General features: G+C 43.1%; 23 protein-coding genes and 1 pseudogene. 15 read left to right on the plus strand and 9 right to left on the minus strand.

From position 1 onward, the window contains the following. The first annotated feature begins 29 nt into the window (after positions 1 to 29). The gene (locus ACWA5Z_RS04450; RefSeq protein ID WP_431054111.1) at positions 30 to 704 is read left to right on the plus strand and encodes an ArsR/SmtB family transcription factor; all 675 of its coding nucleotides are present in this window, start codon (positions 30 to 32) and stop codon (positions 702 to 704) included. A gap of 45 nt (positions 705 to 749) precedes the next feature. Here ACWA5Z_RS04450 and ACWA5Z_RS04455 read toward each other — a convergent pair whose 3' ends face one another. Further along, a complete protein-coding gene (locus ACWA5Z_RS04455) occupies positions 750 to 1,937 on the minus strand; it encodes an aspartyl protease family protein (RefSeq protein ID WP_431054112.1) in 1,188 nt (395 codons plus the stop codon). A gap of 403 nt (positions 1,938 to 2,340) precedes the next feature. On the opposite strand from ACWA5Z_RS04455, the pseudogene ACWA5Z_RS04460 reads away from it, so the two are divergent. Then, positions 2,341 to 3,667, plus strand: a pseudogene (locus ACWA5Z_RS04460) (IS3 family transposase). Between the two features lie 58 nt (positions 3,668 to 3,725). On the opposite strand, the gene mscL reads toward ACWA5Z_RS04460, so the two are convergent. The 5 genes from mscL to def all read right to left on the minus strand — a co-directional run bounded on the left by mscL (position 3,726) and on the right by def (position 8,624). Continuing rightward, on the minus strand, positions 3,726 to 4,124 hold the full coding sequence (gene mscL / locus ACWA5Z_RS04465) for a large-conductance mechanosensitive channel protein MscL (protein ID WP_431054113.1): 399 nt from the start codon (positions 4,122 to 4,124) through the stop codon (positions 3,726 to 3,728). 166 nt (positions 4,125 to 4,290) lie between these two features. Then, positions 4,291 to 5,667, minus strand: coding sequence for a Trk system potassium transporter TrkA (gene trkA / locus ACWA5Z_RS04470; protein ID WP_431054114.1), 1,377 nt, complete (start codon positions 5,665 to 5,667; stop codon positions 4,291 to 4,293). Between the two features lie 16 nt (positions 5,668 to 5,683). Continuing rightward, entirely contained in the window at positions 5,684 to 6,991 is a 1,308-nt protein-coding gene (gene rsmB / locus ACWA5Z_RS04475; protein WP_431054115.1) for a 16S rRNA (cytosine(967)-C(5))-methyltransferase RsmB, read from the minus strand. Positions 6,992 to 7,003: 12 nt separating this feature from the next. Further along, positions 7,004 to 7,963, minus strand: a complete 960-nt coding sequence (gene fmt / locus ACWA5Z_RS04480; RefSeq protein ID WP_431054116.1) for a methionyl-tRNA formyltransferase — start codon at positions 7,961 to 7,963, stop codon at positions 7,004 to 7,006. Positions 7,964 to 8,111: 148 nt separating this feature from the next. Next, complete coding sequence (def, locus tag ACWA5Z_RS04485; protein WP_431054117.1) at positions 8,112 to 8,624, minus strand: peptide deformylase; 513 nt, start codon at positions 8,622 to 8,624, stop codon at positions 8,112 to 8,114. 159 nt (positions 8,625 to 8,783) lie between these two features. Here def and ACWA5Z_RS04490 point away from each other — a divergent pair, with 159 nt between their 5' ends. The 8 genes from ACWA5Z_RS04490 to aroE all read left to right on the plus strand — a co-directional run bounded on the left by ACWA5Z_RS04490 (position 8,784) and on the right by aroE (position 16,034). Then, entirely contained in the window at positions 8,784 to 9,455 is a 672-nt protein-coding gene (locus ACWA5Z_RS04490; protein WP_431054118.1) for an MliC family protein, read from the plus strand. After that, positions 9,442 to 10,410 carry an FUSC family protein gene (locus tag ACWA5Z_RS04495; protein ID WP_431054119.1) on the plus strand — a complete coding sequence of 323 codons (969 nt, stop codon included), beginning with the start codon at positions 9,442 to 9,444 and terminating at the stop codon, positions 10,408 to 10,410. The genes ACWA5Z_RS04490 and ACWA5Z_RS04495 overlap by 14 nt, the downstream gene beginning before the upstream one ends. Positions 10,411 to 10,514: 104 nt before the next feature. Further along, positions 10,515 to 11,639, plus strand: a complete 1,125-nt coding sequence (gene dprA / locus ACWA5Z_RS04500; protein WP_431054120.1) for a DNA-processing protein DprA — start codon at positions 10,515 to 10,517, stop codon at positions 11,637 to 11,639. A gap of 105 nt (positions 11,640 to 11,744) precedes the next feature. Continuing rightward, a complete protein-coding gene (locus tag ACWA5Z_RS04505) occupies positions 11,745 to 12,293 on the plus strand; it encodes a DNA topoisomerase family protein (protein WP_431054121.1) in 549 nt (182 codons plus the stop codon). Between the two features lie 142 nt (positions 12,294 to 12,435). Beyond that, complete coding sequence (locus tag ACWA5Z_RS04510; protein WP_431054122.1) at positions 12,436 to 14,001, plus strand: AbgT family transporter; 1,566 nt, start codon at positions 12,436 to 12,438, stop codon at positions 13,999 to 14,001. A 113-nt stretch (positions 14,002 to 14,114) separates the two neighbouring features. Further along, on the plus strand, positions 14,115 to 14,669 hold the full coding sequence (locus tag ACWA5Z_RS04515; RefSeq protein WP_431054123.1) for a Sua5/YciO/YrdC/YwlC family protein: 555 nt from the start codon (positions 14,115 to 14,117) through the stop codon (positions 14,667 to 14,669). A 1-nt stretch (position 14,670) separates the two neighbouring features. Further along, complete coding sequence (locus tag ACWA5Z_RS04520) at positions 14,671 to 15,213, plus strand: GNAT family N-acetyltransferase (protein WP_431054124.1); 543 nt, start codon at positions 14,671 to 14,673, stop codon at positions 15,211 to 15,213. After that, on the plus strand, positions 15,210 to 16,034 hold the full coding sequence (aroE, locus tag ACWA5Z_RS04525) for a shikimate dehydrogenase (RefSeq protein WP_431054125.1): 825 nt from the start codon (positions 15,210 to 15,212) through the stop codon (positions 16,032 to 16,034). The genes ACWA5Z_RS04520 and aroE overlap by 4 nt, the downstream gene beginning before the upstream one ends. A gap of 15 nt (positions 16,035 to 16,049) precedes the next feature. Here aroE and ACWA5Z_RS04530 read toward each other — a convergent pair whose 3' ends face one another. After that, entirely contained in the window at positions 16,050 to 17,039 is a 990-nt protein-coding gene (locus tag ACWA5Z_RS04530; RefSeq protein ID WP_431054126.1) for a LacI family DNA-binding transcriptional regulator, read from the minus strand. 2 nt (positions 17,040 to 17,041) lie between these two features. Next, entirely contained in the window at positions 17,042 to 17,569 is a 528-nt protein-coding gene (locus tag ACWA5Z_RS04535) for a D-lyxose/D-mannose family sugar isomerase (protein WP_431054127.1), read from the minus strand. Positions 17,570 to 17,818: 249 nt separating this feature from the next. On the opposite strand from ACWA5Z_RS04535, the gene ACWA5Z_RS04540 reads away from it, so the two are divergent. The 5 genes from ACWA5Z_RS04540 to ACWA5Z_RS04560 are packed head-to-tail and all read left to right on the plus strand — an operon-like array spanning position 17,819 to position 23,945. After that, on the plus strand, positions 17,819 to 18,850 hold the full coding sequence (locus tag ACWA5Z_RS04540; protein WP_431054128.1) for an NAD(P)-dependent alcohol dehydrogenase: 1,032 nt from the start codon (positions 17,819 to 17,821) through the stop codon (positions 18,848 to 18,850). A gap of 9 nt (positions 18,851 to 18,859) precedes the next feature. Then, positions 18,860 to 20,368 carry a xylulokinase gene (xylB, locus tag ACWA5Z_RS04545; protein WP_431054288.1) on the plus strand — a complete coding sequence of 503 codons (1,509 nt, stop codon included), beginning with the start codon at positions 18,860 to 18,862 and terminating at the stop codon, positions 20,366 to 20,368. A gap of 2 nt (positions 20,369 to 20,370) precedes the next feature. Beyond that, positions 20,371 to 21,864, plus strand: a complete 1,494-nt coding sequence (locus ACWA5Z_RS04550; protein WP_431054129.1) for a sugar ABC transporter ATP-binding protein — start codon at positions 20,371 to 20,373, stop codon at positions 21,862 to 21,864. A gap of 29 nt (positions 21,865 to 21,893) precedes the next feature. Next, entirely contained in the window at positions 21,894 to 22,904 is a 1,011-nt protein-coding gene (locus ACWA5Z_RS04555; protein WP_431054289.1) for an ABC transporter permease, read from the plus strand. Positions 22,905 to 22,952: 48 nt separating this feature from the next. Next, positions 22,953 to 23,945, plus strand: coding sequence for a substrate-binding domain-containing protein (locus tag ACWA5Z_RS04560; RefSeq protein ID WP_431054130.1), 993 nt, complete (start codon positions 22,953 to 22,955; stop codon positions 23,943 to 23,945). Positions 23,946 to 24,033: 88 nt separating this feature from the next. Here ACWA5Z_RS04560 and ACWA5Z_RS04565 read toward each other — a convergent pair whose 3' ends face one another. Then, positions 24,034 to 24,633, minus strand: a complete 600-nt coding sequence (locus tag ACWA5Z_RS04565; protein ID WP_431054131.1) for a nitroreductase family protein — start codon at positions 24,631 to 24,633, stop codon at positions 24,034 to 24,036. Positions 24,634 to 24,650 lie beyond the last annotated feature (17 nt).

Raw genomic sequence — 24,650 nt, forward strand, 5'->3', positions numbered from 1 at the left:
TTAAGAAAGTTTTAAACGGTGATAAAAAGATGGCAATAAATCAAATAGCTAGCGCGTTAGGCAATAAAATTCGTTTATCCATGTTATTACTAATGCTTGAAGGGCGGTATTTTACTGCTAAAGAGTTGGCATACAGTGCCGATATTCAACCTGCGGCAGCAACAGCGCATTTAAAAATTTTACTTGATAGTCAATTAATTAGCTGTTTTCCACAAGGGCGGTTTAAATATTTTGCTTTAGCAAATGAAGAAGTGGCACAAATTCTTGAAACCATGCTCTATCTTGCGCCAACGGTGAAAGTGAAACGAAAATTGCCGCAAGAAGCGATGTGTCAAGCACGTTTTTGCTACAATCATCTTGCCGGAAAATTAGGCGTGGCACTGTATCAAAAATTACATCATTTGCAATATATTCAAAGCACTAGTGACAATAAAGAGGTGCAAATTACCGCTCTTGGTTATAAATGGCTACAACAAGCCGAAATTTTACAATCGGGACAAAAGGTTAAACGTAAAATGGCAGTCAAATGCCTTGACTGGAGCGAAAGAACTCCTCACCTCGCAGGGCATTTAGGCACACTACTCGCAGAATATTTTGTTAAACAACAATGGGTTGTAAAACAAAGAGACAGCAGAATATTACATATCACCCCACTGGGCAGAACCGCACTTGTACAACAGTTTGGAATTGATTGGGATAGTTGAATAAGATTGGTTATATTAATTGTTTAATCTATAACACTATATCGCTTAGTCTAATATAAGAAATAATATTTTATCCCCGCGCTTTACTTTTAAATGCACGTCTTTAGATAAATTAAGGATTTTTCTAACCAAATGAATTTCTTGAGATGTATATTTTTTATTATTGACTAGCTCAATAACATCACCATTTTCCAAACCAAAAGAGTTTAAATAAATTTGATCATTATATACAAGCTCAATTAACCCATCATTATTTTTAACACCAATCATTCGTCGTGGCTCTGGGTCAGAATTAGATGACATTTCGTTATAGTAAAACTTTTGCTTAAAAGGATAAAAGATAAATCTATCAAACCGATCAAAGAAATCAAGACCTAATAGATTTTTATTTATCTTACTATAAATAAAATTCATCCTTTTAATCGGTGGCTCATTACCAAATTCTAAATCCTGTACAAAAACCAAGTCAGAAAATTCTGTTTTATTCATAAAATCAACTGAGTTTCTTATTAAGTTTTTATTATTATAGTTATTCACTATTATATGATTTTTGATAATAGGATCAAGAGATGAGTTGACTGCTCCCGTATCTAATGCAAAATGTAATGTAATCCACTGTTTATTCAGATCTTTAGACTTATTCTTTTTATATAATTTAAAATAAGGATAGTCGTCTGCTCTATAGCTTATAACATTTTTATAATCTTTCTTAATCTTTTTATCTTTATAAATATTCAACTTACCATTATGATTATCCACTTCCCAAATAAACTGGTTAAAAACATCAATACCTAAAATACCATCAATTTTTTCCCCAAGAACGGCTTCAAGATGACTAAGATCTAATGCAATAACTGCACTTGTATAAATTTGCTCTTGCCCTAAAAATATTGTTGGACTATGGTAGTATTGTATATCATTTTTATGATTATGTGCAGATATTAATTTGGTTACTGGCAAATAATAGTCTTGCTCTGTAATTTTTTTGCTGACTTCATCAGCAATTTTTGTATCTAAAACTGTGAAGCCACTCCCTGTATCAAGCATAAAACGGTATTTTTTTTGGTTAATAGAGACATCATATAAATAATATTCACTTTTAAAATCAGAACTATATATTAGTTTATCATTTGCTTTGGATAGTATAGGTACCATAACCAGTATACTAAATAAGAATTTAATTAAAATTTTCATATCATCTTTCATATGAATCTTGCCAAGTAATTTTTTCATTATATCCACCATATTTTAAAACTACCCCAACCACCAGAAATTTGTGTGTATTCGTTTAAGCTTAATATTTTCATACTATATCCTTCTAGATTTAGATAATAATTAAACTATCAAGATAACGATAGTTCTTTATGGTTATAATTATCTTCCTATGATAAAACTAGCCAGCATGCTCTTAAGAAGCGATTAATTGTTATTGATATTAATTTTTATTTCAGTGAGCCTGTTCACAAAATTATCTTTCAACAATTAAAGTTTTGTCGTTTAACTCTCTGTTTTATCTATAGATGTTCAAAAAATCAGCTCAGATTAGTGATAAACAATACCTAAAATCCCCGCAAAAAAAGTGATCTGCACCCCAAAAGTTGGACTGCAAAACTAACTGACTAAGGTGCAGATTTTTATGACTAAATATACCCAAGCATTTAAACAACACACAGTTGAATATTACTTTCAACATGCTCAATCTCTCAGTCAAACATCAAAACACCTTCAAGTTGCACCACGCTGTATTCGTCACTGGGTTGCACAATATCAGTATTCCGGTCTTGATGGGCTAGCCGTCCTACATATACCACGAAAATATAGGCTTGAAGATAAACTGAAAGCCATTGAATATATACAACACACCGAACTGACCTTTGACCAAATTGCACTGAAATTGGGCGTATCAAACGGCAGTGTTGTTTATCAATGGTTGCAACGGTTCAAAAAATTTGGCATAAATGGACTGATTGATAAACCCAAAGGACGACCAACCGTGAATAAACCCAAGAAACCCAAAAAACAGACAAAACCACTGACGGGTTTAGAAGAACTCGAACAAGAGAATCTGCGTTTACGCGCGGAGGTGGCTATTCTAAAAAAGTCGATAGAGTTATCCCTGAAAGACGAAGCCGAAAGGCAGAAATTGTTAAAGCCTTAAGCGGTGATTTTCCGCTTAATTTATTATTAGATATCATTAAGTTAGCCCGAAGCACTTACTTTTACCATCAACAACCGAAGACAGATAAAGAGGCCGATTTAAAAGCGGAAATCCGTCAAATTAAACGAGAGAATCCACAGTATGGCTATCGCCGAGTGACATTGGCACTCGGTACGGTCAATCACAAAAAGGTGCAACGTTTGATTCAGATTATGGGCTTACAGGTGAAAGGGAGGAAAAAACGGAAATATTGTTCTTACAGAGGTGAAGTGGGTCGAATTGCTGATAATCTGTTAGTACGTCATTTTACGGCGGAAAATGCTTACGAGAAGTTAGTGACCGATGTCACTGAATTCAAAGCGAAAGACGGCAATAAAGTGTATTTATCGCCGATTTTAGACTTATTTAATAATGAAGTGATTGCCTATCAACTTGGTCGTCGTCCAAACCGGGCGCCGGTTGAGCAGATGTTGCGACAAGCCGTGAATAAGCTCCCGAAGGAGGCAACGCCGATATTACATTCAGACCAAGGCCGGCAGTATCAAATGCCGTCTTATCGCAAGATATTGGCAGATAATCAAATTCAAATCAGTATGTCAAGAAAGGGAAACTGCTTAGATAATGGCGCAATGGAAAGTTTTTCGGCAGGCTGAAGACAGAATGTTTTTATGTTCGGCAATTTGATACGGCAGATGACATTGAGCAGGCTATTCATCAATATATGCAGTATTACAATACTGAACGAATTCAAGTAAGATTAAAAGGATTAAGCCCGATACAATATCGAACTCAATCCGTTCATTAAGCAGTCCAACTTTTTGGGGTCAGATCATGTCGAGGCGTTTTTTTAGCTGGTTTAGTGATTATTTTTTCAATAAATCACGGATTTCAGTCAATAATTTTTCTTCGGTCGAAGGTTCGGCCGGCGCTTCTTCTGCAGGCGGTTGTTCGCGTTTTAATTTGTTCAACGCTTTGATCATCATAAAGATGGCGAAGGCAACGATGATAAAGTCAAACACATTTTGGATAAATGCGCCGTAGTTTAAGGTGACAGCCGGGGTTTCGCCGACCGCTTGCTGTAACACGATATGCATATCTTTGAAATCCACGCCGCCGGTGAAAATGCCCAAAACCGGCATAACCACGTCGCCAACCAAAGAGCTGACGATTTTACCGAATGCACCGCCGATGATCACACCGACAGCCATATCGACCACATTACCGCGCATGGCGAATTCACGAAATTCTTTGAGCATACTCATAACCAAATCCTCTATTGAAATATAAAAATAAATTGTATAAAAGTTAATCAAAACAATATAGCTGCGTATTATAGTTATCCTTTGTCAGATGTAAAGTTATATTTTTTAAATTTTACATTTTAAATTACAAATCGATTTTTATCGAAAAATGAATAACTTTTAAATATCAAATAAAGAACGGCGTCGGTTGGAATAGTTTTTCGATTTCCGGCACTTGCTTTTTATCGTTTAGGAACAACACGACATGATCGTTGTCTTCGATGATTAAATGATTACCGGCGATTATCACTTGCTCATTACGTAAAATTGCGCCGATGGTACAGCCGCTTGGCAGTTTTAATTCGCTGATTTTACGCCCGACAATATGCGAGGTGTCGCGGTCACCGTGTGCCACGATTTCAATCGCTTCGGCATTACCTTTGCGTAGCGTCGCCACATTGCGCACGTCGCCTTTGCGCACGTGTCCGAGCAGGGCGGAAATGGTGGCTTGTTGCGGGGAAAAACCGATGTCAATGGTGCCGCCTTGAATCAGATTTAAATAGGCAATCCGTTGAATCAGCACCATTGCTTTGGTCGCACCCAGCCGTTTTGCCAACAGTGCCGCCATAATATTGGCTTCGTCGTCGCTGGTGAGCGCAATAAACACATCAATATTTTCAATATGTTCTTCAAACAACAGCGCTTGATCGGAAGCGTCGCCGGCAAACACCATGGTTTTCGACAATTTTTCCGCTAATTGCTCCGCCCGTTGCGGATTGCGTTCAATCAGTTTGACGCGGCAGCGATCTTCCAGGTATTTGGCAAGACCTGCGCCGATATTGCCGCCGCCGATAATCATCACCCGCCGATACGGGCGTTCCAAACGTTGCAATTCACTCATCACCGCACGGATATACGGCGTGGCACAGATAAACACCACTTCGTCACCGGCTTCGATAATGGTCGAGGCTTGCGGGCGGATATAACGCTCCTGACGGGTAATCGAAACAATGCGCGCGTCCAAGTGCGGTAAATGCTCTTTCAGTGCCGAAATGGCATAACCGACCAACGGACCGCCGTAGTAGGCTTTGACGGCGACCAAGCTAATCCGCCCGTCGGCAAAATGGGCGATTTGCAACGCGCCGGGATAATCAATTAAACGGGCAATGTCATCAATCACCAATTTTTCCGGTGCGATAATATGGTCAATCGGGATCACATCGGCTTGGAATAGCTTCTCTTTCTCGCGGATATATTCGTTTTCGCGAATACGCGCAATTTTGCTCGGCGTGCCGAATAGGGTGTAAGCGATTTGACAGGCGACCATATTGTTCTCATCGGAACTGGTAACCGCCACCAACATATCGGCATCGGCCGCGCCGGCTTCGCGCAACACGCGCGGTGACGAACCGTTGCCGAGAATGACGCGCAGGTCGAATTTATCTTGCAACGTATTTAACCGTTCTTGGTTGCTGTCAATCACGGTAATATCGTTATCTTCGCTGACCAAATTTTCCGCCAGCGTGCCGCCGACTTGCCCGGCACCGAGAATGATGATTTTCATACCTGTTTCTCTTGTTTTATGCTGTTTTGCTTAATTTAGCATAATAAAAACCGTCGCCGCCATCGGCTTGCGGTAAAAATTGCCGCCCGCTTGCCTCAGGCTGCCCGAAAATCACCTCTAGTTTTGCGTTGCGATGTTGTGCCAAAAACGCCTCGATTTGTTGCTGATTTTCTTGTTTCAGAACCGAACAGGTGGCATAAACCAAGGTGCCGCCGACTTTTAAGCGAGCCCAAAGTGCGGTCAGAATCTGTTGTTGCAGTTGGCTCAGTCCGTCAATATCTTGTGCCTGACGTAACCATTTAATATCCGGGTGGCGACGGATCACGCCGGTTGCCGAGCAAGGCGCGTCAAGCAAAATCCGATCAAACTGCACCCCGTCGGCGAGCCATTGTTGCGGCTGTGACGCGTCGCCGCACACAATTTCCGCCTGTTGGTTTAGCCGCCGTAGATTGTCTTTCACCCGTTGCAAACGGCCGGCTTCAATGTCCAACGCCATCACCTTGGCTTGCGGCGCACGCTCTAAAATATGGGTGGTTTTGCCGCCCGGCGCGGCACAGGCATCGAGCACTGTTTCACCGTTTTGTGGATCGAGCAGTAACGCCGCCCATTGTGCGTGGCTGTCTTGTACCGTCACCCAACCTTGCTCAAAGTGCGGTAGCTGTTTCACCCCGACCGCACTTTGCAAACGAATGGCGCAATCCGGCGTACCGCTTTCGGCGGCAATGCCTTGTGCATTCAGCAACCGTACATAATCTTGGCTTGAACAATGCCGTTGATTCACCCGCAGCCACATCGGCGGTTGTTGATTATTGGCTTCGACAATCTCACGCCATTGCTCCGGGTAATCTTGTTTTAAGCGATTAACCAGCCATTCCGGGTGCAGGGTTTGCCAATGCTTATCCACCACCGCCAAAATGGCGTCTTGTTCACGCAAAAAGCGGCGCAGAACGCCATTTAACAACGACCGGAAACCATCGGCTTTCAGGCTCTTGCCGGCGTTCACCACTTCATCAACCGCGGCATGCGACGGAATGCGCAGATACAGCAATTGATACAAGCCGACCAACAGCAGACAATGTACAATTCGGGTTTTGCCTTTCAGCGGTTTTTGCACCAATAAGCCGATAATCCGCTCTAAGCGCGGCAAAGTGCGGCATACGCCGAAACAGATCGCTTGCAGCAACGGCAGATCTTGCGCTTTCACGTGGTTTGCGGCTTCCGGTAACAGCGCCGACAACGATTTACCCTGATCGAGCACTTGCAGTAAAATCTGCGCCGCCGCGGCGCGGGCGGAAAGGGATTGGGATGTTTTGATTTTATTCATAATTAAGCCTAATTAAACCAAAGTGCGGTTGAGCGTAAACCACTCACGGCGCGAGTTGAGCAGATCCTGCGCGGACATCGGCTTTTTGCCTGCCGGTTGCAATTGGGTCAGGTTTAACACGCCGTCGGCGGTGGCAATTTGAATGCCGTGTTTGTCCGCCGCCAAAATCGTACCCGCCGGTTGATCCACATGCGGCAGCACATTGGCTTGATAGACTTTGATCGTTTGCGGCTGCCGTTTTTCATCTTCGGTGACAAAATAGCTGATCGGCCACGGGTTAAAGGCACGGATACAGCGTTCCAATTGTGCCGCCGGCAGTTGCCAATCCAGTTTGGCCTCTTCTTTGCTTAACTTTTGCGCATAGTTGCTGCTGTTTTCGTCCTGCTTTTCCGGCGTGAACTGTCCGTTGTCCAAATTATCTAATACCGCCAACAATGCGGGCGGCGCAAGCCGTGCCAGTTTATGGTACAACGAGGCGGACGTTTCGTCAGCCGCCAACGGGCAACGGACTTTGTGCAGCATATCGCCGGTGTCGAGGCCAAGATCCATCTGCATAATGGTGACGCCGCTTTCCGAATCGCCTGCCCAGACCGCTCTTTGAATCGGCGCTGCGCCACGCCAACGTGGTAACAATGAACCGTGCACGTTCAAACAGCCTAAGCGCGGTGCGTCCAATACCGCTTGCGGCAGCAGCAGACCGTATGCCACCACCACCATCACATCGGCATTCAGTGCGGCAAGTTGCCGTTGTGCTTCGGCGTTACGCAACGATTTCGGCTGGTAAACCGGCAAGTTATGCCGTTGCGCCAGTTGTTTGACCGCACTTGGCTGCAATTTTTTACCGCGCCCGGCCGGTTTGTCCGGTTGGGTATACACTGCGATCACATTATGGCGGCTGTCGAGTAAGGCTTGCAAATGCTGTGCTGCGAATTCCGGCGTGCCGGCAAAGATAATATTTAATGGTTTGCTCATCGGTTATGCACTCCTCAAAATAGAGAAAAAAATGAGAGGTTGAGATTGCTGACAAACTTACTTCTCTCCCTCCGTATACGGAGGGAGAGAAATGATTAGAGAAAGGGACTTTGTCATCAGCCTGAACCTCTCAAGCGAGAGGTTCGGCTTATTTTGCTTTCGCGGCTAAACGGTTTTGTTTTTCCATTTTTTGTCGAATGCGATCCCGTTTCAGCGGCGATAAATAATCGACAAACAGCACGCCGTTGAGGTGATCGATTTCATGCTGAATGCAGATTGCCAGCAGTTCGTCGGCTTCAAGGGTGAATTCTTTGCCGTGGCGATCCAAGGCTTTGACCGTGATTTTTTCCTTGCGCGGCACAAGCCCGCGACAGCCGGGAATCGACAAACAGCCTTCTTCAATCCCGGTTTCGCCGGAAGCGGCAAGCACTTCGGGATTAATCAACACAATCTGATTTTGTTTATCGCCTTCGATATCAATGGTAATGATTTGTTGATGAATATCCACCTGTGTCGCCGCCAAGCCGATACCTTCGTCGTGGTACATGGTGTCGAACATATCGTCAATAATCCGGCGGATTTCATCGTTCACCTCCGCCACCGGTACGGCTTTGGTGCGCAGCCGCTCATCAGGATATTTGACAACCGCTAAAATGCTCATAATCGTTTCTCTATTTTGTTTGTGTTATAGTTAATCGGTTATTGTAGCGATTTTTACGCGATAAAGAAATATCCGCTTGCTTTGACAACCAATCGCATTTGCTGTGGTCTAAACTAAGCAGTTATTTTATTAAAGGGAATTTTATTAAGGGGAATGATTATGTTTAAAAAAACATTTATTGCGCTGTTAACCGCAACCGCACTTTTCGCCGGCTTGTCGACGGCGTATGCGGCCGATACGCAAGTGCAGTTTAAAAAAGGACAAACTGCCGCGACTTACAGTGGCAAAATCAAAGGCAGCGAGTATGACAGCTATTTCTTCACCGCCAAACAAGGGCAAGTACTGAAAGTGGATTTGGACACCAAGGCGCACGCCGAAGTGGTGCTGTTCGGACAAGATAATTTCGTTGCCGGAGACAATTATGTGCTGCCGCAAAGTGGTAAATATGAAGTGCGGGTACTGCAAATGCGCACCTTTGCCCGCCGTGGCGCGCAATCGCCGTATTCCTTGACGATTACGATTGAAAACAGCGGCGCGAAAAATACGCCGGCGGCGCAATCACCGCAAAGCGACAGTGCCATATACAAACAACGGTACAGCTGTAAAGATAACAAGGTATTGGAAGTAGTGTATATGAACGCTCCTGATGTAAATTATGCCGTGATTAATCAGGGCGGCGAGATGATCCCGATGAACATTATGCCGATGGCATCCGGCGCCAATTACGCCTCGATTGATCAACATCATGCCTATAAACTTTACACCAAAGGCAACAGCGCCTTCTTGGAGCAAGATGATAAACCGGTGTTGAGTGATTGTGTGGAAGAATGATATTTCCGCGTGGTGCGGCGCAATTTATTGGCGTGAAGCCTTTTTAGGCGTGCCGGGTATTATTTTAGTTCTGACCCTCAGCGGCATATTCAATGGCACGCAGTTGATGGTGATGTTGGGTGCCGCGTTTTCAGTTGCCTTTGGTGCCGCGCGCACCTTGGGCAAACGGCGTTGGGGCGCGATGTTGGCGGCGGTGTTGGGCATGGCGGTTGCCGCCTTTATCGGCTCGATAGCCGGCTTTCATCCGCCGTTAATGCTGATCTTAACCGCACTTTTAGCCGCCGCCTGTGCCGCGTTGGCAAGTTACGACAACAGTTTATGGTGGGTGATGTTGCAGGTCGGCGTGGCGTTTATGATTGCCGGTTACTACCCAAACCACAGCGAACACGCCGCTTTACGCGCACTGGCGGTGTTGTTTGGCGGGCTGTTGCAAATCGGCTGTACGATGTTGTTTGCGCATTTAAGCCCGAAAAATGCCGCACCACTGCCCGATAGTCCGCCGATTGCCAAGAATCAATCTTGGCGCTTTGTGGTGGCGATCGCTCTTGCCGTTGCCGCAGCCTTATACAGTGCGCAATATTTCGGTTTAAAAAATGACTACTGGGCGCCGATGTCGGCATTTTTGATTCTCCGTCCGGTTGCACAAGCCACGCTCACACGCGGTATTAACCGTTTAATCGGTACATTGCTCGGCTGTGTGGTGGCAACTTTGCTGATTTATGCTTTTCACGATAACTTGCCGATATTGGTCTTTTTTCTGCTTTTAACCGTTGCCGGCGCATTGGCAATGCAACGGGCGCACTATGGGCTGTTCAGTTTTATGGTCTCTGCCACCATTGTATTGTTGATTGCGCTCGGTCATGGCGATCCGATTGCCACCACCGAACATCGCCTTATCGCCACCTTACTCGGCGGTGCTATTGCAATAGCAATGGCGAAACTGTTTCGGCTTTAACGGATTTTGCGATCCCCATTCCAAAAATAATCTGTGTGATAAGGCAAAAACGGTGAGGTTTGAGAAAATCACTCACCGTTTTTTCTTTTGTGAAGATGATCCCAATGCCGTTAGAACTATTACTTCGTTTAAATCAAATTCCGCAACTGGGCGCAAGTGCGGTACTACGTTTATTAAAACGCGTAGCGATGACCGATCTTTTGAATTATCGCTCCCCCGAATTGGCAGCGTTGGGCTGGAATGCGGCGCAAATTCAGCGTTGGTTGCAGCCGAAGCAGGAATATATTGAACCGGTTTTGGCGTGGCAGGCGCAAAGTGCGGTCAATCAGGTGATGACAATTTTTGATGAAGATTATCCTTATCTACTGAAACAGAGCGGTTCTGCACCGTTATTGTTATATCTGCAAGGCGACCGCACTTTGTTGGGTGAGCGGCAAATTGCAATGGTCGGCAGCCGCCATTGTTCCGATTATGGCGAATATTGGGCGCGCTATTTTGCCTCGCAACTCAGCCAGCACGGCTTGGTGATTACCAGTGGCATGGCGTTGGGTATCGACAGTTACAGCCACCAAGCCGCCCTCGACAGCGGCGGCAAAACCATTGCGGTGCTCGGCAGCGGTTTAAATCAGCTTTACCCGAAACGCAACTGCCGACTGGCGCAACAGATTATCGAGCAAGGCGCGTTAGTCAGCGAATTTATCCCCGATCAAGCGCCGTTGGCGGAAAATTTCCCGCGTCGCAATCGGATCATCAGTGGTTTGAGTTTGGCAACCTTGGTGGTTGAAGCCGACATCAAGAGCGGTTCGTTAATCACCGCCCGTTATGCCCTCGAACAAAACCGCGATGTGTTCGCCCTGCCCGGCGCAATTCAAAACCAATTCAGCCGCGGCTGCCACGCTTTGATTAAACAGGGTGCATTGCTGGTGGAGAGTTATCAAGATATTTTGGAAAACCTAAGCCGCGACTATTCGCCTTACACCGCACTTGCCGCACCGCCCAAAAAACAGCCTGACGTTGTGCCGAAGTCAGTAGAAAAACCGGTAGCAACGCAGCCAAAACAGGAAGTCAGCCATCCCGAACTCTACCGCTATATCGGTTTCCAAGCGATCAGCCCCGACGACCTCGCCACCGCCGCCAATTTACCGATCACCAACGTGCTGTCACAACTGTTGGAATTGGAATTAGAGGGCGTGATTCGGAGTGTCAGTGGGGGGTATTGTCGGATTTAAACAAGTTTGTTTTTAAAATAATAATTGATTTAAGAACCGCACTTTTGCCGAAAAATTCAATTCAGGATAAGATAGCCGTATTTATCACTTATCAACGGCAACTCTATGCATAAACGACCGCTTTTTGAAACCCCACGCCATACCGAACTTTGTCCGAAGTGCGGTGCGGCGTTGCAGTTGCGGCAGGGGAAAAAAGGGCTGTTTTTGGGCTGTAGCGCATATCCGAACTGTGATTACCTCAAGCCGTTGCAACACAGCGAAAGCAAGGTGCTGAAAGTGTTGCCGCAAGCCTGTCCCGAATGCGGCAATGCGTTGGTGCTGAAACAGGGGCATTACGGCATGTTTATCGGCTGTAGCCATTTTCCCGATTGCCACTATATTGCCCATGACGAAAGCCAAAACCCGCCCGAGAGTGAAGCGGAACTCGCCTGCCCGTCGTGTAAAAAAGGGCATTTGGTGGCGCGGCGCGGGCGGCAGGGCAAGGTGTTTTATGGTTGTGATCAATTTCCTGCCTGCCGTTTTAATTTGGCGCACAAACCCGAAGCGCAATCTTGTCCGAAGTGCGGTTATCCGTTGGCTTTTTATCGACACGATCAGCATTATCAATGTTGTAATAAAGCTTGTCGTCATCAATTTCATCCGGAATCGGCTTAATAGCACAACTTGGCGGATAAAAATGTGATCGAGGTTAAAAAAATGTTATTAAAAGCCCTATATTCCTAGGTTTTATTGTAAGCTCTAACTGCTTTAACATATTTTAGTCTGGTTTTATGTCTAAATATAGGGGGGTATTTTAATGAAACATGAAAATGTCAAAGAGGGTAAGTTTTTACGCACGGTGGAATGGTTAGGCAATGCATTACCGCATCCGGTAACCCTTTTCTTTATTTTTATCATGGTATTATTGGTTTTTTCTGCGCTCGGAGCCTATTTGGGGATTTCGGTACCAGATCCTCGGCCTGAGGGCGCAAGCGGACGTTCGGCAGACGGTATTATTTATGTGGTCAGTTTATTGAACCAAGAGGGTATTGTTAAAATCCTCACCAATTTAGTGAAAAATTTTACCAATTTTGCCCCGCTAGGTACGGTATTGGTTGCCCTTTTGGGGGTTGGGATTGCTGAAAAATCGGGATTATTATCGGCAACCATACGGTTAATGGTGCTTAAAGCGCCACGTAAACTGACCACATTGGCAATTGTTTTTGCTGGTATTATGTCGAATATGGCAGCAGAATTGGGGTATTTAGTGCTGATTCCGCTTGCAGCGATTATTTTTCACTCCTTGGGAAGACATCCGTTGGCGGGCTTGGCGGCGGCGTTTGCCGGCGTTTCCGGCGGTTATTCTGCAAATTTATTGCTTGGTACAATTGATCCGCTACTGGCTGGGATCACTCAACAGGCCGCACAGTTGATTGATCCGACCTATACTGTTGGGGCGGAATCAAACTGGTATTTCATGTTTATCAGCACCTTTTTGATCTCGATTGTCGGTTATTTGGTTACGGAGAAGATTGTAGAACCCCAATTGGGCGTGTATGAGGGAGGGTTTGCTGCTCAGAATGAGCAAGAAATAAAGCGGACTGCCGAAGTGAGCAAACTTGAACGCCAAGGGCTGTGTTATGCCGGATTAACCTTTATTTTGCTGTGCTTGATTTTAGCATGGACGGTTGTGCCGGAGAATGGTTTCTTAAGGAATCCGAAAACCGGTTTAGTGGCGGGCTCTCCTTTTTTAAGCTCAATTGTCGTGTTTATCTTCGTATTATTTGCTGTTCCCGGCATAGTGTATGGTTGGGTAACGAAGAGTATCCGCTCGGATAAAGATGTCGTCAATGCAATGGCTGAGTCGATGAGTACCTTAGGCTTATATTTAGTGATTATCTTTTTTGCCGCGCAATTTGTTGCGTTTTTCAATTGGACCAATATCGGACAAGTGATTGCTGTGAAGGGAGCGAACTTTTTAAATGATATTGGTTTGCGCGGCGGTTTGTTGTTCATGGGATTTATTTTAATCTGTGCTTTTATCAATCTTATGATTGGATCCGCCTCGGCGCAATGGGCGGTGACAGCACCGATTTTTGTCCCAATGCTCATGTTGTCGGGTTATGCGCCGGAAACCATTCAAGCGGCATATCGAATCGGTGATTCCGTAACCAACATCATTACGCCGATGATGAGCTATTTCGGCTTAATTATGGCAACGGTGATTAAATATAAAAAAGATGCCGGTGTGGGCACATTGGTTTCCATGATGTTGCCGTATTCCGCCATATTTTTGGTTGGTTGGTCATTACTTTTCTTTGTATGGGTATTTGTGTTTAATTTGCCGGTTGGTCCGGGTTCTCCAATCCACTATCCGGCATAACCTGTCATTGTTATTTAATCTTTGGTGTGACGGCAACCGAGGTCGTTACACCAATTTTTATTCTAAGTTTAATCTGCTAATATATTGACGATTTGACTTTTGATGATTTTATAATGACCTATACTTTACAACAGCTTGTTTCCCACTTAAAACACCAACAGGTGATAGCCTACCCGACCGAAGCGGTGTTCGGGCTGGGTTGTGATCCGTTGAGTGAAAGTGCGGTTTTAACCTTACTCGAATTAAAACAACGCCCTATTGAAAAAGGCTTAATCGTGATTGCACCGCACTTGGATTATCTATTGCCGTTTATTGATCAATCGCGTTTGCAAGCCGAGCATTGGCAACGGTTACAAGCCGATACTGATCGCGCGATTACTTGGCTCGTGCCGAAAAGTGCGCAAACCCCCGATTTCCTTAGTGGTAAATTTGACACTATCGCCGTGCGCTTATGCCGCCACCCTGCGGTGACCGCACTTTGCCAAACGGCGCAAACCGCGCTGACCTCCACCAGTGCCAATCTCAGCGGCTTGCCGCCTTGCCGCACCGCACAAGAGGTGCGCTTGCAATTCGGCGCAGATTTTCCGGTGTTGGAAAGTGCGGTCGGCGGCGCACAAAACCCGTCGGAAATTCGTGATATTTTTAGTCATCAAGTGATTAGGGCATAGTATGCTGAAAGCAACAATTGAAGTTAATCAAGAACTGAGGTTACAACAACTCACAGAAAGTGATGCACACTGGGTTTTTCAGGCGATAGCGCAAAATCGCACGTATTTGGGGCGTTGGTTGCCGTTTATTGCAAGCACTCAGCAAGTGTCGGATTCGCTGGAGTTTATCCAATCTTTGCAGCAAAACAGACTGGCGCAGGTGTTTAAAATTCATTATCAAGGACAAGGTTGCGGTTTAATTGGTTTTAATTCTGCGGATAGTAGCAATGCTAAAGCGGAAATTGGCTATTGGTTGTGTGAGGATTTTCAGCATAAAGGCATTATGACATTAGCAACCGAGGCTTTATTGGATTATGGCTTCCGAGAGTTGGGGTTTAACCGCATTCAAATTAAATGTGCACTTGGTAATCATGCGAGCCGTGGCATTCCTCAACGTTTAGGGCTTATTTTGGAAGATATTGAACGACAAGGCATTTTATTGAGCAGCGGTGAATTTGCTGATTTTGAAATTTATAGTATGTTAAAACAAGAGTGGAAAAAATGAACAGCTATGCAGACAGCCATGCCAACAAATACGCCGTGTGGGGCAATCCGATTGCACAAAGCAAATCGCCGGAAATTCAACAGCATTTTGCGGCGCAACAAGGTGTCGCGTTGAATTATGAACGTAAATTGGGCGACGAAGTGCGGTTTGAGCAACAGCTCGCCGATTTTTTTGCCGACGGTGGGCAGGGGTGTAATATCACTGCGCCGTTTAAAGAGCGAGCGTTTGCTTTGGCGGATTTGCACAGTGAACGCTGTTTGACCGCAGAAGCCTGCAACACTTTGAAAAAGTTGCCCGACGGACGGTTATACGCCGACAACACCGATGGCGCAGGTTTGGTCAGTGATTTGCAACGTTTAGGCTGGCTGCAACCGCAACAACAGATTCTTATTCTTGGCGCAGGCGGTGCAACCAAAGGCGTGCTGCTGCCGTTATTGCAAGCCCAGCAACAGATCATGCTGGCAAACCGCACTTTAGCAAAAGCACAGCAACTGGCGGATAAATTTCAGCCTTACGGCAACATTCAAGCAGTGGAATTGGAACAAATTCCGGTGAAGCCGTTTGATGTGGTTATCAATGCCACCTCGTTAGGCTTACAAGGCAAAGTGATTGAAATTAATCCCGAAATCATACAAAAGTGCGGTCTGGCGTATGATATGCAATATGCCAAAGGTGCAGACACCCCGTTTATCACATGGGCAAAACAGTGCGGAGCAAGCAAAACCGCCGACGGCATCGGTATGTTAATCGCACAAGCCGCCCATGCATTTGAGTTATGGTTTGGGGTGATGCCGCGGACAAGCGCACTTTTGCAAAAGTAGACTTCATTCTAAGCCTTAAATGCTGACCTCGCCACGAACGATAATTTTTGAAATATCGGCATTAGGCTTTTCTATTGAGCGAATGGCTAGATTAATTGCCTGATAGCCGATTTCATACAAATTATGTGAGATACAAGGTATTTTAAAACCATAAATTTCAGCATAGGGTACATTATCTATGCTAAATAAATCAAAATCTTGTTTAAAAGTTAATCCGGCTTCAATACAGGCTTTTAAAATGCCAAGTGAAATTTGATTATTCATTCCGGCAAAAACCACCTTATTTTTATTGGTTCTAAGATAAGATTTGGTCGTGTGATAAGCAGCTTCCATAAAAAAATCGGCGTGGAAAATCGTCAGATTTTTGCTTTTATCAATAACAGAAGTAAGACCTCTCACCCGATCAGTTGATACATTAGAATATTCCGGTCCTGCGATGACAACAACATTTTGATAATTAGTTAGATTAATATAATTAGCAACTTCTGTTCCACAGTGTAAGTTATCAATATAAATACCACTATATTCCGAGTTGCCGATTTCTCGGTCAATTAAAATCACCGGAATATTGAGTGATTTTAATTTTTGCAAATAGTCGGGTTGGTAATTTCTGTCGGAAGAAATTACCGATAAAACAATGGCATCGACTCCATAGCTAATCATCCGTTGGATTGATTGCGTCTCAACTTCTTCAGATTCGTAGGAATCAAACATCAAAATATCATACTCTAATTCTGATGATATTTTACTCATGATTTTTGCCAATTCGCCAAAAAAGGGATTGCTCATATTTGGATTAACAATTCCAATCAGCTTATTTTTTTTCGACTTTATATTGCTCGTATTGGAAAAATAACCCATCTGTTCAGCAATAGTTAAGATTTTATCGCGAGTTTCGGCTTTTACTTTACCAGGATCAGATAATGCGCGTGATACCGTTATTTTGCTGAGACCTGATGCCAGTGCAATATGTTCTAATTTAATTTTTTTTGATGATGAAGTCATAGTTATACTCTTATTACCGCCGGATCGGTAAAGATATCAAATTCGTCACGGCTTTGGCTTGAAAACTCCGCTATGACAGCACCGTCATTACCGGCTTGAAACCAATGTTTGGTGTCGGGTGCAATGGTATATTGTTCTCCGGGTTGAAGGTGAATTTCGTGTTTTGCGGTGTACCATTGCTGATGATCTTGTGGTGGAATTGCCTGAGGATTTTCGGTTGGCAGCCCTTCAACATAGAGATAAACCTCACCAAATAAACAACGGAAAGTTTCTTGTTTGCCGATATTATTTTCAAATGGTGGGTGGCGATGTTCAGGACAATTTTGTTGTGGAAACAAAACTAATTGCTTCGCACAATAGCGTTCGTTATTGATGAAAGTAATGAGCTGTAGCCCCATCTGTTCTAGCTTACCCAATTTAAAATCGGTGATTTCAATGTTTGCTTTATCTTGCGCCGACAGTATCGTACCTGCTTTTGCCAGTAAAGCAATTGTTCTTTCTATGATTTCAGAATGATCATTTTTATTCATTTTTCACCTCAAATATTGTTAATTTTATCGGTTAAGCCGTATTAGTAAGTGAGCTATTATTGATAATAAGCCAATTATAACGAGAAAATGTGATCTGCGTTGCAATTATCATCACGAATATTCGGGTAATCTTCCATTTTGTGATCTTTGACACATTATTATCATTAAAATGATATTAAATTATCAATAAATGATTTTCATATCATTTATTGAGGTTTAAAAATTCAATCAACTATCGAGGAAATGGCAATGAAAGCATTAGTTTTGGACTCGGGAAAGTTATATATCCGCGATAAAAACGTAGAAACCACCGTAGGCGATGATGATGTTGAGATCAAAATACATACTGTCGGGATTTGTGGCAGTGATGTGCATTATTATCAACATGGCAGAATCGGTCCTTTTGTGGTTGAAGAACCGATGATTTTAGGGCATGAAGCCTCCGGTGTCGTGACCAAAATCGGAAAAAATGTCACCCATCTTGCGGTTGGTGATCGGGTTTGTATGGAGCCGGGCATTCCTAATTTATCATCAATGCAGTCTAAATCCGGATTTTATAATTTAGATCCTGAAGTGCGGTTTTGGGCAACGCCGCCGATTGACGGTTGTTTAAGGGAGAGCGTAGTTCATCCAGCGGCATTTACCTTTAAATTGCCTGAGCACTTGAGTTTTGCGGAAGGAGCTATGGTTGAACCGTTGGCGATAGGTATGCAATCAGCAACAAAGGCACAAATTAAACCGGGTGATATTGCATTGGTTGTCGGTGCAGGCACGATTGGGGTTTTGACCGCACTTTCTGCTTTAGCCGGTGGTTGTGCTGAGGTGATTATTTGTGATGTAGTGGACGAAAAATTAGCCATTGCAGGGCAATATGCAGGAATTCATCCGATTAACAGTAAAACGTCCGATTTATTGGCGTTTGTACATCGTTTGACAAACGGAGCAGGTGTTGATGTGTTGTTTGAATGTAGCGGTGCTGCTGCGGTGATTGAGAGTTTACCGACCTATATGGCGCCCGGTTCAACCGCAGTATTAGTCGGTATGCCGGTTTCACCTGCTCCGGTTGATATTGTCGCTGCGCAAGCAAAAGAGATTACCTTCAAGACAATCTTCCGCTATGTCAATATGTATCCAAGAACCATTCGCTTGTTGGCATCAGGTAAATTAGATATTAAACCTTTAATTTCATATGTTTATAAGTTTGAAGAATCTATCGAGGCTTTTGACAGGGCAGCTTCTGCAAATCCTAATGATGTCAAAATTATGATTGAAATGGAGTAAAAAATGGGAATTTATGCCGGCGTTGATTGTGGTACACAAAGTACCAAAGTGATTTTAATTGATACGGAAATGGGCGAGATTTTAGGATTGGGTAGTGCGCCCCATCAATTAATCAGTGAAAGTAATGGAAAAAGAGAACAGCAACCTGAATGGTGGATTTCCGCGTTTCAGCAAGCTTTTTCCAATGCCATAAAAAATGCCGGCATTACGCCTGAAAAAATTCATGCAATCTCGATTTCTGGACAGCAGCACGGCTTAGTGGTGTTAGACAAAGTAGGCAACCCTTTATGTCCGGCGAAATTGTGGTGTGATACGGAAACAAACGATGAAAATGAAGCCTTATTAACTGCGCTGGGCGGAGCAGAGACTTGCTTAGAAAAGTTAGGCTTGGTTCTTGCAACCGGTTATACCGCCTCGAAATTACTTTGGTTAAAGCGACATCAGCCCGAAGTGTGGAGCAAGATTGATACGGTGTTGTTGCCACATGATTATCTGAATTACTGGCTGAGCGGCAATAAGGTGATGGAGTTTGGTGATGCGTCGGGAACAGGATTATTCAATATTTATCAGCGTGACTGGGATCAACGCATTATTCGTTTAATTGATGATAGCGGTGTATTAGAAAAGGCATTACCAAGATTAATTCGCCACAATCAAGCGGTAGGAACGGTGTTGCCTGAGATTGCAACAATATTGGGATTAAATCCCAACACCTTAATTGCAGCTGGCAGCGGCGACAACATGATGGGTGCAATAGGAACAGGAAATATTGAAGCCGGAATAGTCACATTAAGTTTAGGTACATCAGGCACATTATACGCTTATTCTGAGCAACCGATTAAACCGGTTTCGGCGGCTATTGCGAATTTTTGTTCTGCGAACAATGGTTGGTTGCCCTTAATTTGTACCATGAATGTCACTTCAGCAACGTCCTTAGTACAAGATCTGTTTCAATTAAATTTGGGAGACTTTAATAAGCAATTAAAAAGTTCACCACTTGGTGCAGACGGTGTAATGGTGTTGCCGTTTTTCAATGGTGAACGAGTCCCTTCTTTACCCATCGCCAAAGCCAGTATTCACGGCTTAGATAATAAAAATTTCACCAGTGAAAATGTATGTAGGGCGACAGTTGAAGGTATTACTTTTGGGTTGCGTTATGGCTTGACGTTATTTAAGCAGTCAGGGATAGAAATTTCACAAATCCGTTTGATTGGTGGTGGGGCGAAAAGTGAAATATGGCGACAAATTGTCGCCGATATAATGAATTGTGAAGTGATTTGTTTGAGAAATAGTGAAGCAGCTGCTCTAGGGGCAGCAATTCAGGCTGCTTGGCTTCATCAATTACAACAACCTAATCAGTCACGAGATGAAAAAACACTGTTTAAGGAAATTAATCAACGCTTTGTTGTGTTAGACAAAACAACATTGACTTTACCGAATACAAGTTGTGTTGCGCAATATAACGATATTTATTTTAAATATGTACGTTTATTAACAGAATATTATTTAGAGAAATAAATATGGAAAATACAGCAGATTATTTATTGGAAGTCACCGGTGTACGTAAAGCGTTTGGCGAAGTAGTTGCTTTAAAACAAGTTGAGTTTATTCTGAAAAGAGGATCAATTCATGCTTTGTGTGGGGGTAATGGAGCCGGGAAATCGACATTCCTCAGCATTTTAATGGGGTTCATCACACCGGATAGTGGACATATTTTTGTCAATGGCAAAGAGCAACATTTTGAAAATCCAAAACAAGCATTAGCAGCAGGAATCACGATAGTACAGCAAGAGCTGAGTACGATCCCGGATTTGTCTGTAGCAGAAAATATCTATTTGGGTAATGAACCGAAAAAGATGGGTTTTGTTGATTTTTCACAATTAAATCAGCAGACACAAAATTTATTAGATGATTTAGGATTTGATGATATTTCGCCACAAGCAAAAATGCGTGATTTAAGTGTTGCAGAACAACAGTTGGTTGAAATAGCAAAAGCTTTATCACATTCTAATGCCGATATTATCATTATGGACGAACCAACTTCTGCAATTGGAGAAGAAGATGTCCAGAAACTATTTCAGTCAATAAGAGCATTGGCAGAAAAAGGGAAAGGAATAATTTATGTATCCCATCGTTTATCAGAAATTTTTGAATTAGCGGATATGTTTACTATTTTTCGCGATGGTAGTTATATTTGTGAAGGCGAAATTAAGGATATAACCAGGGAAAAACTGATCGAACATATTATCGGAGGGGAGTTAAGTCAAGAATTTGCGAAATTTAATACGCCTTCGGATAATATCGTATTAGAGCTTGATTCATTAAGTTGGAAAAATAAATTACATCAAATTAATTTTCAACTTCGACAGGGTGAAATTTTAGGTATTTATGGTTTAGTCGGATCAGGACGGAGCGAATTGTTAGATATTATTTTCGGTTTGGAACAAGCGGATCAAGGCAGTATTTATTTTCAAGGGCATAAACTGGCACGCCATTCCGTCAAAAAAGCGATTGATTTAGGATTGGCTTATGTAACTGAAGACAGAAAAGCTAGTGGTTTGGTTTTATGCCGTTCAGTCGCTGAAAATATTGATTTATCTTCTTTAAACCAAATCAGCCGCTTTCATTTTATTAATCAATTTAAATCTAAAACACGCACACGAGAAATGATTAATAAATTTAATATTAAAACCCCAAATGAAGAACAGTTGGTGATTAATTTAAGTGGCGGTAATCAACAAAAAGTGATTTTAGGCAAATGGGCATTGTTAGAACCGAAAATTTTGCTGCTTGATGAGCCGACAAGGGGAATTGATGTCGGTGCAAAAAAAGAAATATATCACTTTATGTCGGATTTCGCCCAAAAAGGTAAATCCATCATTATGGTTTCTTCTGAGCTTTCAGAAATTATCGGCATGAGTGATCGGGTTATTGTCTTAAAAAATGGAAAAATAAACGGTGTTTTGACAAGAGATGAATTAACACAAGCAACACTGATGAACTTGTCCGTCTGATTTATAATAAAGGTAAAATTATGAATAATATGTTATTGCTAAATAAGCTTGATTATAAGAAAACATTAAATCGCTACGGAATTATTTTTGCATTTATTGCATTATGTTTGGCGATTGCGATTGCTGGTGAAATTTCAGTTTATTATGGAAATTGGGCAGACAACTACTTTTTAAGTAGAGATAATGCGTTGATTATTTTGCGACAGGTGTCTATCAATGGCATTTTAGCAATAGGCATGACATTCGTAATTATTACTGCAGGTGTAGATTTATCTGTTGGAGCAGTGTTGGCTCTAGCCGGTATTATTTCTGCACGTTTTGCAACTAGCGGTAGCCTTGCAATTGGCGATACTGATATGGCGCTTTGGTTGCCGGTTTTTATTGCAATTACGGTGGGCGCATTGGCTGGTTTTATTAATGGTGCGGTGATTGCTAAATATAATTTACAGCCCTTTATCGTTACGATGGGAATGTTATCAATTGCACGTGGATTAACCTTACTTTCAACCGATGGTAACCCTGTTTCGCAATTAAATCCAGATTTTCGCTGGTTAGGAAACGGTTATTTATTTGACAGTATTCCTATTCCGGTGGTGGTGTTTATTTTCATCTTTGTGATTGCGTGGATCATTTTAAATAAAATGCCGTTTGGACGTTATATTTATGCTGTCGGTGGAAATGAAAAAAGCACCCGCACTTCAGGGATTAATGTATTTCAAATTAAAGTCTTAGTTTATACTTTCTGTGGTGTTCTAGCTGCGATAGCAGGGTTAATTTTGACTGCAAGAACCGGCTCGGCACAAACAAATGCAGGAACAGCTTACGAACTTGATGCGATTGCTGCGGTTGTGATTGGCGGAACGAGTATGGTTGGTGGGGTCGGGACATTGATGGGAACGTTTTTCGGAATTTTGATTATCGGGGTCTTGAATAATGGATTGGATTTGTTGGGGGTGCAGTCGTATTACCAACAACTGATAAAAGGTGTACTTATTGTTGTTGCCGTGATGTTAGATCCATCACGCAAACAACGTCGATAATGTGTTGTTGTATGACACGGTTTTCTCAACTTAAAGAGGATTTATTTTATGAAAAAATGGCTCTTAACATCAGTTGCATTGGCAGTTTCAACCACAGCAGTTGCACAAAAACCACCCGTTAAAATTTCAATTTTAATGTATGGAATGAAAGCGGAATTTGTGCAATTAATGGAAAAAGCAGCAAAGGATCATCCTGCTGTAAAACAAGGATTAGCAACCTTAACCATTTATGATGGTCGTTATGATCCGTTGGTACAAAATAATCAGGCAGAAACCGCAATTCAAACTAAAACTGATGCGATTATTATTAATCCGATGGACTATGAAGCAAATATTGATGTTGTGACGATGGCGAATAAAGCGAATATTCCGGTCGTGGTGACAAATGCGCGTTTAAATACCGACAAAATGACAAGCGAAGTGGTGTCTGATGATGTTGAAGGCGGATATTTGGAAGCGAAAGCGGTATTGGAAAAAATGAACTGCAAAGGTAATGTTGTGATTATTGAAGGTCCGAAAGGTGGTTCTGGTGAAATCCAGCGTGGACAAGGTAATGAACGCGCTATTGCTGAATGCGGTGAAGGAAATATTAAAATTTTAGAACGGAAAACTGCGAACTGGTCACGCTCTGAAGCTATTCCTCTAATGGAAAACTGGTTACAAAAACATCGTGGTAAAATTAATGGGGTGATAGCACAAAATGATGAAATGGCACTCGGCGCAATTGAAGCGATTCAAAGCGCGGGACTAAATGTGTATGATTTTGCGATTGCTGGTGTTGACGGTGTAAGTGATGCGATTCATGCCGTAAAAGAGAAGAAAATGACTTCAATTTTACAAGATGCCAGAGGACAAATTCACGGTTCGATAGATGTTGCGATGAAAGCAGTAGTTGGCGACGGTTATCAACCGATGTCAGATATTTGGCAGCAATATCAAGGAAAAATGGATTGGAATGATGGCAAATCTAAACGGTATGATGTCCCGTGGACGGTTGTAACCTTAGAAAATGCCGATCATTTGTTGGATATGCGTAAATAATAAATGCGCAATCTGCTAATGATGTATTTATGACTTAAACTGACCGCACTTTTACCTATTTTATGCTAAAAGTGCGGTTATTTTTTGCTTAACCAAAGATTTTAAACCGTTGTTCATCGTCCATATAGGTTTTTTCTCCCGCTGCCGCTTCGATACTGCCGAATGGCATTTGTGCGCGCAGTTTCCAGCTTGCCGGAATGCCCCAGGTTTTTGCCACTTCTTGGTCGATAATCGGATTGTAGTGTTGTAGGGTCGCGCCTAAACCGGCTTCGGTTAATGCCAGCCACACCGCATATTGCGCCATGCCGCCGGATTGTTCCGACCAAATCGGGAAGTTTTCGGCATAAGTTGCGAATTGCCGTTGTAAACCGGTTACTACGTCTTGATCTTCAAAATAGAGTACGGTGCCGAAACCCGCTTTGAAATAGCTGTTCACTTTGGTTTCCGTTGCCGCAAATGCGTCGGTAGGCACGATTTTACGCAGCGTGTCTAATACGATATCCCATAGTTTTTCGTGTTCCGCACCGAATAGCACCACGACACGCGAAGATTGTGAATTGAATGATGATGGCGCCTCGCGCACGGTTTGTTTAATCAGTGCGGTCAGGCTGTCTTTGGATAGTTCAACGTTTTTGCCGATACTGTAAATCGAACGACGAGCCTTTTGTAATTGGTTAAATGCAGACATAGTGTTTTCTCCTGATT

This window comes from Testudinibacter sp. P80/BLE/0925 (assembly GCF_053570785.1).